Genomic DNA, 13,418 nt, shown 5'->3' with positions numbered 1-13,418 from the left:
AAGGTACATTTTGTCGGTAGAAAGCATAAAAAATTTATCACAAAGCGTTCCAATAGAAACGGCTCCTAAAACGGATTTCGGATTTTGCTACCTACGAAGTATGCCGATGGCATAAACGTCTGACAATTAAAAATTAAAGATCAATATCAGCAGATTATGTACCTAAGGTACATTTTGTCGGTAGAAGGTATAGAAAAATTTATCACAAAGCGTTCCAATAGGAACGGCTCGTAAAACGGATTTCGGATTTTTCTACCTACGGGTTATACCGATGGCATAAACGTTTGACAATAAAAAAATTAAAAACCAATATCCGCAGATTAAGTAGGTAGCTACATTTTGTCGGTAGAAAGCATAAAAATTTATCACAAAGCGGCCAATAGGAACGGCTCGTAAAACGGATTTTGGATATTTCTACCTACGGGATATACCGATGGCATAAACGTTTGACAATAAAAAAGTTGAAGATCAATATCCGCAGATTATGTACCTAAGGTACATTTTGTCGGTAGAAGGCATAGAAAAATTTATCACAAAGCGTTCCAATAGGAACGGCTCGTAAAACGGATTTCGGATTTTTTCACCTATGAAATATGCCGATGGCGTAAAATTTCAGGTTTCATATTATGTCAACTCCTCTTATCACGAATCGAATTGTTACTCCTAAAACTCCCGCTGGTAATTTTTCTGAAAAGAGCTGCTTTATTGTTTGGTTGCTTTATTTCATTATTCCTCCTCCTGGACCTCCTATTCCCATTCAAACCAAAAGTCCAATATTCAACCCAAATCACCGCCAACGACGGAACCATTTTACACGCGTTTTTAAGTCCGGACGATAAATGGCGGCTATATACCAATATTTCTGAAATTACGCCCCTTTTGCAAAAAACGCTTATCCACAAGGAAGACCAATATTTCTATTACCATCCCGGAATTAATCCCTTTGCTATGTTACGGGCCGCCGGAAGAAATATTTTTAGCGGAAAAAGAACGTCTGGTGCTTCGACAATTACCATGCAGGTTGTCAGGTTATTAGAGCCTAAAAAAAGAACCTACTTAAATAAATTGACTGAATCTTTTCGGGCAATGCAGTTGGAATTACATTATTCAAAAGATGAAATTCTTCAATTGTATCTTAATCTCGTGCCTTATGGCGGGAATATTGAAGGTATTAAAGCAGCTTCCCTGTTCTATTTTGGTAAAATGCCTCAGCTGTTGAGTCTTTCCGAAATTACCGCGCTTACCATTGTGCCAAACCGACCATCAAGTTTACGTCCTGGAATGAGAAATGATGCGTTGATAACGGCCAGAAATCAGTGGCTTACACGGTTCAGTAACGATAATTTATTTGATAAAAGTACAATTCAGGACGCCATTGCAGAGCCATTGACTGTCAAAAGATTGACTACGCCGAAACAGGCGCCTCATCTTGCACAGCGCTTAAAAAAAGACTTTCCAGATCAGCCGATTATTAACACGACGATAAAAATCCAGTCCCAAAAACAAATCGAAGAACAGGTGAAAAACTATATTAACAGGCTACAAAGCATGAATATCCACAATGCCGCGGTTTTGGTTATTAACAATGAAACCATGGCGGCTGAAGCTTATGTGGGTTCGGCTGATTTTAACAATCCTTTTGACGGCGGACAAGTGGATGGAATCCGTGCAATCCGGTCTCCCGGAAGTACTTTGAAGCCGATACTTTATGCAACTGCTTTTGACAAAGGCCTTATTACTCCAAAAACAGCATTAAACGATGTGCCGTCAAATTTCAGTGGTTATGAACCCGAAAATTTTGATCAGCATTTCAATGGCCAGGTTACTGCGGAATTTGCTCTTGCTAATTCTTTGAATATTCCGGCAGTTAAGATTTTGAAAGAAGTGAGCACGCCGGTTTTGATTGATAAATTAAAAAAAGCCGATTTTCAAACGATCAGAAAGCAATCCAAAGATTTGGGGCTATCTATGATTTTGGGAGGTTGCGGTGTTTCCCTTGAAGAGTTGACGCGACTCTTTGCCGCTTTTTCAAATGAAGGAGAATTAAAACCAATCCGATATGCTACAGAAAATCCTGTTTCAAAAAAAGGTGAACAGCTTGTTTCAAAAGAATCAACTTTTCTATTAAACAACATTTTGACACAGATTACCCGGCCTGATCTGCCCACTAATTTTGATAATACTTACCACTTACCAAAAATCGCCTGGAAAACCGGAACGTCTTATGGAAAACGGGATGCATGGAGTATCGGGTACAATCGAAAATATACGATTGGAGTTTGGGTTGGAAATTTTTCAGGAGAAGGAGTTCCTGAATTAAGCGGAACCAATACTGCAACTCCATTATTGTTTTCAATTTTCAATTCTCTGGATTATAACTCTTCCAGAAGCTGGTATCAAATGCCGGAAAACGTGTCTTTACGAAAAATTTGTGCGGCCAGCGGAGATATTCCTAGCGATTTTTGCGATCATCAGATTACGGATTATTTCATCATGGGCGTTTCTCCATATCGAAAATGTCAGCACCTGCGGTATGTTTTTACAGATCTTGCATCAAAAATTTCTTATTGTACTTATTGTCTTCCTGAAAGTGGTTTTGTGAAAAAAACATACCCAAATCTGGCTCCTGAGCTCATTGCTTACTATGAATCAAAGAAAATTCCTTATCAGAAATTACCTCCACATAATCCTTCCTGCGAAAGGGTTTTCCGGGAAGGCGCACCTTTGATTACGAGCCCGAATGATGGAAGTGAATATTTTATTCAAACAAATGAACCGCAGCAAATTCAGTTAAGCTGCCAAACGAGGAATGACGTTCAGGAGGTTTTTTGGTATGTGAATGATAAATTGGTAAAGCGGTCTTCTCCCCATGAAGCTGTGTTTATTAGTCCGCCGATTGGGCGGGTTAAGATTTCTTGTAGCGATGATAAGGGTCGGAATTCTGATATTTCAATTTTGGTGAAGAAGATTTAAAGGGGGGTCACGTAAAGCAAAAAAGCGGACGCCGCGCGGTTTAAACGCAAAGACCGCTAAGTTTTTACTCTTAGCGGTCTTTGCGTTTTTTAATCTTTGCGCCTTTGCGTGAAACCCCTTAAAGCACAGTTTCACTTTCCTGATACAATACCTGAATCAAAGTCTGTCCCACCGCTTTCAATGTTTTCGGATCTATATTTTCAAGATCATCATGCGCCGTATGCCACTGATCGAAAAAGGTACGTTCCGGATCATTCTGCTTAATATGAATAATATCGATCATTGGGATTTTTGCCGTTTCGTTTACAGGAATATGATCATCCGTGATGGAAGGTCCTGCCTTGTCGATAAAATAATTACTATACCCGAGCTGACTGGCGATGCTCCAAATAGTTCGAACTACGCCGTCAGCCATACTTACCGAATAACCTTCCTGTGGAAAAGTTGCACCCTTTGCCCCCACCATATCGAGCAATACGCCAAAATAAGCCGTATAATTTGGGAGATGTTTATTTGCAGCCCAGTATTGAGATCCCAGACAAAATCCGCCAAACTTATCGGACGCTTTTTCGGAATTTCCCCAATCTTCCGCATCGAAAAGAATGATATCGACACCGAGGTTTAACTTATTTCCGGAAGAAGAAAGCACTCTCGCAATTTCAAGCAAAACCCCTACGCCACTCGCTCCATCATTTGCAGCCAAAACAGGCGTTAGTTTCGAAACAGAATCCTGATCTGAAAAAGGACGGGAATCCCAGTGGGAAGTTAAAAGAATTCTTTTAGAAGCTTTTGGATTGAAACTAGCTATAATATTTCTTGCATTAAGCTTTTTTCCATCATATGTTTCCGGCGTAAAATTTTGCTCGGTTACTTCCAGTCCAAACTTTTTAAAAGTTGAAACCAGATAATCACCACAGGCTTTATGCGCCGCCGTATTGGGAACACGCGCCCCGAATTCAACTTGTTTCTTTACAAATTGAAATGCTGAATCTCCATTGAATTCAGGACTTGATACTAATTTTTGCAATTGTTCTGTCGTTTGCTCCGAACTTGTCTTTGACTTACAGCTGGCTAGAAATAATATGCCAGTCAAACAACTGCATAACAATACTGAAACAATCGTTTTTCCAATCAATCTCATCATCCTACTCTTCATATGCCCACTCCACGCGTAGTTTACTATCTCGTATTGCAAGTCCCTGAAGCTTGAAATAGGTACGGATTTCGTCTACTTTTTCATAATTTTGAACTGCTTTATATTCTCGGTAAAGATTCAGCATCCCATCCAGAACTGCGTGCCCTTCTGTCAGCTCTTCCTTAAGTCCGAGAACATTTTCAATGAAAACGATGAAATTTTCTAATAATGAGGTAAAAGTAGCTTCACCTAGGGCAGCAGACTTCACCTGACTCATATTCAGCATATTCACATACTTTAGCATGTTGAATAAATTTGCGATTGCTACCGAAGTATTCAAATCATCATTCATTGCATCATAGAAACCCTGAATTGATTTTTCGATATCTGCAATTTTCTTTTCATCGCGCGCAACTTCTTCGTCAGAATATTTCAGAATTTTAGCGAGACGAATGCCATTTGCCAGCCTTTTATATCCTTTTTGCGCCGCTTTTAATGCTTCATTAGAAAAATCAAGCGTACTGCGATACTGGCTTTGCAACATAAAGAAGCGAACGGTCATTGGGCTATATGCCTGATCCAGCAACTCATGATCGCCTGAAAATAATTGGCTTGGAAGGAAGGAATTGTTAAGCGATTTTGACATTTTCTGTCCATTTACCGTCAGCATATTTGTATGCATCCAGTAGCGAACCGGCTCAATATCTGTCAAAGCCCGCCCTTGCGCAATTTCACATTCATGATGCGGGAATTTTAAATCCATTCCACCGCCATGAATATCAAATTGTTTACCTAAATATTTGGCACTCATGCAGGTACATTCCAAATGCCAGCCTGGAAAGCCCATTCCCCAGGGAGAATCCCACTGCATAATATGCTCTGGACTTGCCTTTTTCCAAAGAGCAAAATCAAGCGGATTGCGCTTTTCAGATTGACCATCAAGATCACGGGTTTCATTCAAAAGGTCTTCGAGAATCCTGCCTGAAAGTTTTCCGTATTCATTTCCGGCATCGTTGTATTTTGTTATATCAAAATAAACAGAACCGTTTGATTCGTAAGCCGCTCCTTTATTAATCAACGCAGTTACCGCTTCAATCTGCTCAATCAAATGTCCTGTAGCAGTTGGTTCGATACTAGGAGGAAGCAAATTAAATTCAGCTGTAACATCGTGAAAGTCATTTGTGTAGCGCTGAACAATTTCCATTGGCTCCAACTTCTGAAGCTTCGCCATTTTACCAATTTTGTCTTCCCCTTCGTCACCATCGCCAACCAAATGGCCAACATCTGTAATATTTCTCACATAACGGACTTTGTAGCCGATGTGTGTCAAATAACGATACAGGATATCAAAAGATAAAAAAGTACGGATATTTCCAAGGTGAACATTGTTGTAAACCGTCGGTCCGCAGACGTACATACCTACATATGGAGCAGCAAGCGGAACAAACAAATCCTTTTTACGGGTGAGCGTGTTGAATATTTTAAGCGGCTGGTAAGTTTTATCAGTCATGTATATTTTACTTTCTTGTAATCAATTTTAGTAATTTATCTTTCAGGTTTTGAAAGTCTGTTTTCAACCCAACTTATAATTTTTTCAGCTTTATCCACTCCAAATTTTGCCAAGTCAGCACTGGGCGAACCCTCATAACCCATGTCTAAGTGTAAAACCTGATACGCGGTAGCAAAATCTGAAGTGACTTTTTTGTCTATTCCGGACAGTTCGTTTTGATACCATTCAACACTTTTTTTTGTCTTCTTCCTCTTTTCTCCTAACAATTCATCAAGCGCAAGTAAAATTCCCGTGTATGCAGTGTGTCCGGCTATTTTCACATACTTTTTATCTTTATACAGACCGTCTTTTTTATTTGCGTTATTACTAAGAAATCCCTTTGCATTGTCAATGTGTCTTCTTGCTTCGATAATTGCTTCCATGATAGTGCGATTCTTTTGTATGAAGAAATAATTGATTAAATAAATTCATAAGAAGTCTTTCACACCATATTTTAACGTTGCCTGACAAAAATAGCAAATAACTCAGGATTGACGCCAACTGTTTAGCATTATGCCATCCTTTAAATATGCTATTCAGCCGTTTTTATTATCTTCGCAGCGTTTTTGTCTTCAAATCAAAAATTGAAACTTACTAAAAATCAATACTATACTACTTTATGAGTTTATTAACAGTTGGCTCTGTGGCGTTTGATGCCCTTGAAACACCTTTCGGAAAAACCGATAAAATCATTGGCGGCGCGGCAACCTATATCACACTATCAGCCTCGTATTTTACAAAAAAAAATAACCTGGTAGCAGTTGTAGGAGGTGATTTTCCTCAGGAAATGGTTGACCTTCTTATAGAACACGGAGTTAATACCGAAGGTTTAAAAACAATCCCGGATGGTAAAACTTTCTTCTGGTCTGGAAGATACCATGAAGATATGAATACCCGTGACACACTTGAAACTCAGTTAAATGTCATGGCTGACTTTGATCCGGTTATTCCTGAATCTTATCAGACAACGGAATATCTGATGTTGGGCAATACCGTTCCCGCTACGCAAAAAGCGGTAATCGAACGTATGGTAAAACGTCCTAAACTGATCATGCTGGATACGATGAATCTTTGGATGAACATCGCCATGGACGATTTGAAAGATGTTTTGACTTTGGTTGACGTATTGACGATCAATGACGAAGAAGCACGTCAGCTTTCAGGAGATTATTCTTTGCGTAAAGCAGCTCAAACGATTATGGCCATGGGACCAAAAACGTTAATCATTAAAAAAGGAGAGCACGGCGCACTTTTATTCCAGGGCGATAGAATTTTCTTTGCTCCGGCTTTGCCTTTAGAAGTGGTATTCGATCCAACCGGAGCCGGTGACTGTTTCGCTGGCGGATTTATCGGATATCTTGCCAAAACAGACGATATCTCTTTCGAAAACATGAAACGCGCTATCATTTATGGTTCTGCGATGGCATCTTTCTGTGTTGAAAAATTTGGCACAGAGCGCGTTGTAAATCTTACACAAGAAGAAATCGACGCCCGTGTTCAGGAATTTGTGAAGTTGTCAAGCTTTGAAATAGTTTAGTAGCTGTTGGCTGTTATCGATTAGCTTTTAGCCTGGTTCAACAGACGATTTCTGATCAATATAAAAGGTCTGAGAATCTGGGAGATAAATCTCAAATTCTCAGACCTTTTTTCTTAATACGTGTGAGTGGCCTGTTTTGTTGAAAAATTAGTACTGAAAAGGTGTTTTCAGCCGCTTTTTCAAACAACAAATATTTTACAATGTCCGCCGACAAAAATAAATCGCTTCTTATTCAGATTGTTTTCTGTTTTATTTCAAGCTTTTCAATTGGTCAGAATTTGCCTGAGAGTAAGCACAAACTTATTGTAATTGCCCATCGTGGAAACCACGTCAATGTCCCGGAAAATACATTGGCTTCTATTAAGGAAGCGATTAAATACGGTGTAGATTATGTTGAAGTAGATTTGCGAACAACCAGAGACGGCCATTTAATCATTTGTCACGACGGAACGGTTGACCGCGCCACAAATGGAAAAGGTAAAATAATTGATCACACACTGCCGGAAATCAAAAAACTTAAAATTTTCAATAATAATAAAAAAACTTACAGAATTCCGGAATTCAGGGACGTTCTCAAATTGTGTAAAAACAAGATCAATATTTATCTGGATTTTAAAGATGCCGATGTGGCGCAAACCTGGAAGCAGATTCAGGACGCAGGCATGGAAAAGCAGATTGTAGTTTATATCAATAAAAAAGAACAATATCCGCAATGGAAATCCATAGCACCTCAAATGCCATTAATGACCAGCATTCCTGATGAAATTAAGAATACTGATCAGTTATCATCTTTTTTAAACGATATAAAGATCAGCGTCATTGATAATGTTGTAAATCCGGACATGGAAAAAATAATAAAGGAAAAGAAAATTTCAACCTGGCTCGATGTGCAAAGTCCAACGGAAGGGCCGGCCTCGTGGGATGAAGCAATTAATAAAGGCGTTCAAGGCTTACAAACCGATCATCCGGAAGCGTTGATTGAATATTTAAGAAAGAAAGATTTAAGGTGATTAATCTCAAATAATTCCCTTGACCAAAGCAACACCTGACGAATACGGCTCCTTTGGAGCCTCCCGTTTATAGAAAGACGAGCCAACGCCTGATCCACAACTCCATCGGAGTTTCCTGCATATTCCCGGAGGCTCGCTCCGAAAGTGCCAGGATTTGGCACGCTGAAATTCTTGCTACAAACAGGAGACGGCGATGCCGTCCTTGATTTGCCTAAATTCCTTTATAAATCTTTTTATCAATACATTCCTTTCAATTTCAACCAATATATTTACAACCACAAAAAATTTAAAAATTCCTTACCATGCCAAGACAAAACATTCTTACAGGATCTCCCTGGGAAGATAAAATGGGTTATTGCCGTGCGGTACGCATCGGAAACATCGTAGAAGTTTCAGGAACTGTTGCTATTGTAGACGGAGAAATTGTGAAAGCAGATGACGCTTATGCACAAACCAACAACATCATTGAAAGAATTTCAAAAGTGCTTGAAGATGCCGGTGTTTCTTTGAAAGATGTCGTTCGTACCAGAATCTTCACAACAGATATTACCAAATTTGATGATATCGCACGAGCACACGGTGCTTATTTTGGAGAGATAAAACCAACAACCGGTATTTATGAAATCAGCAAACTGGTTTCACCTGACTATCTTGTTGAAATCGAATTTACTGCTGTTGTGGAGTAAATAATAATAAAAAGAATGGTCTACGAAATAAATCGTAGACCATTCTTTTTTAGCTAAATAATGCCATGATATCGTCTTGGCTCAGCTTTTTGATAAATCCGGCTTCGCCGCCTACCAAGTCTTCGGCCAGTTCCTGCTTGCGTTCTTGCAGCAGCAATATCTTCTCTTCTATCGTATCCTTACAGATCATTTTATAAGCAAACACTTTGCGCGTTTGTCCAATACGGTGCGTTCTGTCAATTGCCTGACGTTCAACTGCCGGGTTCCACCACGGATCCATCAGATAAACATAATCTGCTTCGGTCAGGTTAAGTCCTACTCCACCCGCTTTCAAACTCATTAAAAACACCCTGCAATTCTGATCGTTCTGGAAACGGTTCACACGACCGGCGCGATCAACTGTTTGCCCATCCAGATACTCATAAGGAATATTAACTTTTTCCAGGTGCTGACGGATGAGATCAAGCATACCCAGGAATTGGCTAAATATCAGAATCTTGTGATTCGACGCGTTTTCTTCGATTTCCCTTACGATTTCTTCCAGCTTTGCAGATTCATTTCCATAATCCACGTCGTCTGAAAGTAGCACCGGAGAATCACAAATCTGACGAAGTTTCAAAAGCGCTTCAAAAATTAAGAAGTTACTTTTGTTCAAACCATCGGTAGCCAGCTTTTCCGCAATCTGCAATCTGTATTTCTCACGAATCGTTTCATATACCTTGCGTTGCTTCTTGCCCATTTCACAATACAGAATTGTTTCAGTTTTATCCGGCAAGTCGGTCGCTACTTCTTCCTTGGTACGTTTTAACATAAAAGGATATACCAGACGACGCAATTCTTCCGCCTTAACTTTGTCCTGAAACTTATCGATCGGCGTTGCATATTCTGCACGGAAAAAGTCGGCGTGACCTAACAATCCGGGGTTCAAAAATTCAAACTGAGAATATAAATCAAATGTATTATTTTCAACCGGCGTACCCGTCATGGCCAGGCGATTATTCGATCTGAGCAATCTGGAAGCTTTGGCAGTTAATGAATCAGGATTTTTAATGGCCTGAGATTCATCAAGAACAATGTAATTGAATTGTATTTTTTTCAACAATTCCACATCACTCCTCATTGTGCCGTAAGTCGTCAGAATGATATCATATTCTTCAAAAAATTCAAGATCCTTACGACGATCCATACCACGATGAACATACAATTTCAAATCTGGCGTAAACTTAGCAGATTCTGCCTGCCAGTTGAATATCAGCGTAGTAGGAACTACGACTAAATTCGTAGATTCCGGATTCTTATTTTTCTGGTGCTGTAAAAACGTCAGCATTTGCAGGGTTTTCCCCAAACCCATATCATCAGCCAGACATCCTCCCCAGCCAAATTCTTCAAGGAAATTCAGCCACTTATATCCTTCTTCCTGATATTGTCGAAGTGTCGCGTTAATATTTTCAGGAAGCGGCACACTTGGGATTTCTTTAAAATTCAGGAGTTTTTGTTTTTTCTCCCAAAGCTCCTGTAAAACCTCTTCGTTATCAATCTGTGAAGCCAGTTCTTCGATCAGCGAAAAATGAAATTTTGACAAATGCACTTCGTCGCCATCCACTCTGCCGAATTTTAATAATGGCTCCAGTTTCTGTATCCATTCTTCCGGCAAAATTCCCATTGAACCATCTTTCAGTTCCACGTAATTCTGCTTTTTCAACAAGGCTTTTTTCGCATCAGCCAACGTTACCTGCTGATCACCAAAACTGATTTCGATCTGCATATCGAACCAATCAATTCCAGAAGAAGCCCTGATCTGCACTTTCCCCCGGTTCGGGTTGATGCGCATTTTTTTCAGATCCTTAAAACCTAAAAGCTGGATTCCCTTTTCTTCGACCGTATCCACGAAGTGAAACAACCACCCATCTTTCATTACCTCTTCAAAAGGAATGAAGAAAAATGGCTGATCCGGCTGCTGCGCAAAATCAGGATGAAGCGATTTCGCCCAGTCCCAGTGTGTTTTCTCTGCCGTTGTATCACGTTCAAGCAACTGGATTTTGTTATCCTCAAACCCAGCTTTGGTACGCTGATTATCGTGAATTAATTCTGTTTCTTCAGATTCCTCATCGCCTTCGTAAACATATGTCGGGACGATCAACAGGTTCGATTCATCTTCTTTCAGATAAATTCTGCCCTTGACATAGTTCATCGCGCTTGTTTCCAACTCATGACGGGTTTGGAAAATAACTTCGAAATGTTCTGTCACCGGCATAACCCAGTCCTTCATGAAACTTTCAGCGTGATCCTTACGCACACGGATTTTAAATCCGTTTTGACGCAAGTAATCAACCATTTCCGCATCGTTGATACTTGCCCAACGAAACAAAATATCTTCTTTGTAGATACCCAACCAGAAGCTATCGAACGTTGCAGCTACTTGCTGAAGATCGATTGGTTTGCCCTTTTCGATTTCGGCATAAGGATTCAGGCTTATGAATTCCTGATCTTCCGTTAAAACAAAAAATATTTTTGCCGGAGTCGGATGAAGTTTTACTTCCTGAAGCTGGTTTTGATTCGTTACATAATCATTTTCTGTAATGAATAATCGCTCGCCGCTAAGGTCTTTGAAAATCCTGACAAGCTGCCGGCCAACCCATTTATGCGCTTCATTTTGATAATCCGAAGATTCGTCGCTTAAATGAGCACTGGATTGTCCGCGACTTTTCATGTATTTTTGAAGACCTTCCGGACTAAAATGTCTTGCGATACGGACGAGTCTGGAATCCCCAGCAGTTAAAACCGGAATTTCTTCAGGCAAATAAGCCGTTCCCGACCCACCTGCAATACTGCGTATGTGAGTATACTTTTGCGTTTTCGAACTGCTTTTTGCAGAAAAAATACCAAAACCTACATCGAGTAAACTATCAGCACCTCTTGGCCAAAACACATATAGCGAAAGCCTTTCGTCACCGGAATGCGAATCATTATCTGTAACCTGATACGTCGGTTGCAAATCCGGAATTACCTTGTCCCGCAACGAACGCCAGTTTTGAAAAGAACCTACTTTCTGGATTCCCTTATCTTGCTTGATTAACTGCAAGGCACCGTTCTGGTCAATTTTGAAATCAAATTTTCCTTCCAGATTATCTTCAAGCGTATAACCGTATTCTGCCAAAAGATTTGTTTTGTCTTCCGTCCAGTCACGCATCATATCAAACGCACGCTCTCCGAACTGATCTCGCAGCTTTAACAATGCAGCCAGTTTATGCTCGCAAATCGGAACATAAAGCGTCTGTTCGCATGAACAGCTTGTCTGTATTTGATTGGAATTTGGAATTTTCGTGAATTGAACTGAAAACTCTTTATCTCTGATATTCACTTTGCAATCTGCAAATCCGTCGCGTGTCGAAACAATATCAACTTTGGCAAGCTGATTTCTATTATTCCATGTTTCCCTCTGGACGATATCTTCAAGATATACGTCTTTAAGTGAAGGAAGCACAACCATTGTATCAGCCATGTGATGCTCAGTTGGCTTTACGTACGCTGGCATTTTGTCCAGTACATACAACGTCATCGCGATACGATGCTTGCAAAGTCCGCCGTAATCATGCGTACATGTACAGGAAGTACTAATATTTGGGGTAAGAAAATCCTGGATTTTTATAACATAATCCCGGACCGAGTAATCACTTTTTACTTTGAACTCGGCATAACCTCCTCCATTGTAGTCCAATTTCACGATGCTGTAACCACCGCTACTGAAAATGGAACGTCCTTGTGATAATGTTTGGCCCTCAGAGTTCCGTCTTAAAAACTGTGATAATCGCTCCTTCCTCTCGTTGTCCATTTATCCTAGAAACTCGTTAAACCGCAAAAGTACGGTTTGTTTCTGTTTTTGTGAAGCCTATTCTAAAAGTATAGTGGAAATAGCATTAAAAAGCCTTCTAAAATGCAACTCTGCACTATAATTTATTTCAGGTTTCAGAAATAAAGTGCTGCGAGACGATTTTAAACTTTATTTCCGGATCTATTCTGAATGTAGAATTCAAAGGAATAGCGGGCAAATTTTATAGTCAAAATCTACTTCGCATAGGGCTGATCTATGACGCCGATATATGCAGATTTCAAACTTCCCTTTAAATATTGCCGGATATCTTTTCCAACGTTCGGATACATCAGCCGGTTTTCAAGTTCGGAAAAAGGCACCCAGACAACTTCCAAAGCTGTTGTTTCTAAGGGATTGATGACAGGTGAACCTTCATCAATTTTCGCACTGAAGACCATATGCAAAGTTTCCTTTCGTGTTTCACCCCACAAAACTTCGCCGCAAAGTGCCATTTCGCCAATTTCGACAGTTACTCCTAACTCTTCCATTAACTCGCGACGAAGGGCTTCCGGCAGACATTCATCGGGATCTGGATTTCCTCCGGGAAGTGCGAACACTTCCTTTTCTCCATACTTATAACGCATGGTCAGAACAGAATCTTCGTGGACGATAATAACTGCCGGACGTACTTTCATGTAGAGTTTTGATTGGATTAGT

Annotated in this window: 9 protein-coding genes; 4 read left to right on the top strand and 5 right to left on the bottom strand. The window is 40.0% G+C overall.

Annotated features, from left to right (window positions below; genetic code table 11):
* Positions 1 to 654: 654 nt before the first annotated feature.
* Positions 655 to 2,973, top strand: a complete 2,319-nt coding sequence (pbpC, locus tag BMY70_RS16005) for a penicillin-binding protein 1C (protein ID WP_374754710.1) — start codon at positions 655 to 657, stop codon at positions 2,971 to 2,973.
* Between the two features lie 118 nt (positions 2,974 to 3,091).
* Here pbpC and BMY70_RS16000 read toward each other — a convergent pair whose 3' ends face one another.
* From BMY70_RS16000 to BMY70_RS15990, 3 genes are all read right to left on the bottom strand, one after another.
* Positions 3,092 to 4,000, bottom strand: coding sequence for a M28 family peptidase (locus tag BMY70_RS16000; protein WP_229209644.1), 909 nt, complete (start codon positions 3,998 to 4,000; stop codon positions 3,092 to 3,094).
* Between the two features lie 118 nt (positions 4,001 to 4,118).
* Positions 4,119 to 5,618, bottom strand: coding sequence for a cysteine--tRNA ligase (gene cysS / locus BMY70_RS15995; protein WP_090336808.1), 1,500 nt, complete (start codon positions 5,616 to 5,618; stop codon positions 4,119 to 4,121).
* Positions 5,619 to 5,653: 35 nt separating this feature from the next.
* Positions 5,654 to 6,040 (bottom strand): DUF5618 family protein, encoded by a 387-nt coding sequence (locus BMY70_RS15990; protein WP_090336805.1) that lies wholly within the window; start codon positions 6,038 to 6,040, stop codon positions 5,654 to 5,656.
* Between the two features lie 236 nt (positions 6,041 to 6,276).
* Between BMY70_RS15990 and BMY70_RS15985 the strand changes: the two genes are divergently transcribed.
* The 3 genes from BMY70_RS15985 (at position 6,277) to BMY70_RS15975 (ending at position 8,890) form a co-directional block, all read left to right on the top strand.
* Positions 6,277 to 7,194, top strand: a complete 918-nt coding sequence (locus BMY70_RS15985; RefSeq protein ID WP_090336803.1) for a PfkB family carbohydrate kinase — start codon at positions 6,277 to 6,279, stop codon at positions 7,192 to 7,194.
* A 200-nt stretch (positions 7,195 to 7,394) separates the two neighbouring features.
* Complete coding sequence (locus BMY70_RS15980) at positions 7,395 to 8,204, top strand: glycerophosphodiester phosphodiesterase family protein (RefSeq protein WP_090337814.1); 810 nt, start codon at positions 7,395 to 7,397, stop codon at positions 8,202 to 8,204.
* A 302-nt stretch (positions 8,205 to 8,506) separates the two neighbouring features.
* The gene (locus tag BMY70_RS15975) at positions 8,507 to 8,890 is read left to right on the top strand and encodes a RidA family protein (RefSeq protein ID WP_090336800.1); all 384 of its coding nucleotides are present in this window, start codon (positions 8,507 to 8,509) and stop codon (positions 8,888 to 8,890) included.
* A gap of 49 nt (positions 8,891 to 8,939) precedes the next feature.
* On the opposite strand, the gene BMY70_RS15970 is transcribed toward BMY70_RS15975, so the two are convergent.
* Positions 8,940 to 12,722: a DEAD/DEAH box helicase gene (locus tag BMY70_RS15970; protein WP_090336798.1), complete on the bottom strand. Its 3,783-nt coding sequence runs from the start codon at positions 12,720 to 12,722 to the stop codon at positions 8,940 to 8,942.
* Between the two features lie 233 nt (positions 12,723 to 12,955).
* Positions 12,956 to 13,396 carry an NUDIX domain-containing protein gene (locus tag BMY70_RS15965; RefSeq protein WP_090336795.1) on the bottom strand — a complete coding sequence of 147 codons (441 nt, stop codon included), beginning with the start codon at positions 13,394 to 13,396 and terminating at the stop codon, positions 12,956 to 12,958.
* Positions 13,397 to 13,418: the final 22 nt, after the last annotated feature.

It is taken from the genome of Dyadobacter koreensis (assembly GCF_900108855.1).
Lineage (GTDB): Bacteria > Bacteroidota > Bacteroidia > Cytophagales > Spirosomataceae > Dyadobacter > Dyadobacter koreensis.
This window is presented reverse-complemented; position numbering and strand designations above follow the sequence as displayed.

Coding starts and splice junctions, on each gene's coding strand:
- cysS (WP_090336808.1), bottom strand. CDS start 5,618: ATGACTGATAAAACTTACCAGCCGCTTAAAATATTCAACACGCTCACC.
- BMY70_RS15990 (WP_090336805.1), bottom strand. CDS start 6,040: ATGGAAGCAATTATCGAAGCAAGAAGACACATTGACAATGCAAAGGGA.
- BMY70_RS15985 (WP_090336803.1), top strand. CDS start 6,277: ATGAGTTTATTAACAGTTGGCTCTGTGGCGTTTGATGCCCTTGAAACA.
- BMY70_RS15980 (WP_090337814.1), top strand. CDS start 7,395: ATGTCCGCCGACAAAAATAAATCGCTTCTTATTCAGATTGTTTTCTGT.
- BMY70_RS15975 (WP_090336800.1), top strand. CDS start 8,507: ATGCCAAGACAAAACATTCTTACAGGATCTCCCTGGGAAGATAAAATG.
- BMY70_RS15970 (WP_090336798.1), bottom strand. CDS start 12,722: ATGGACAACGAGAGGAAGGAGCGATTATCACAGTTTTTAAGACGGAAC.
- BMY70_RS15965 (WP_090336795.1), bottom strand. CDS start 13,396: ATGAAAGTACGTCCGGCAGTTATTATCGTCCACGAAGATTCTGTTCTG.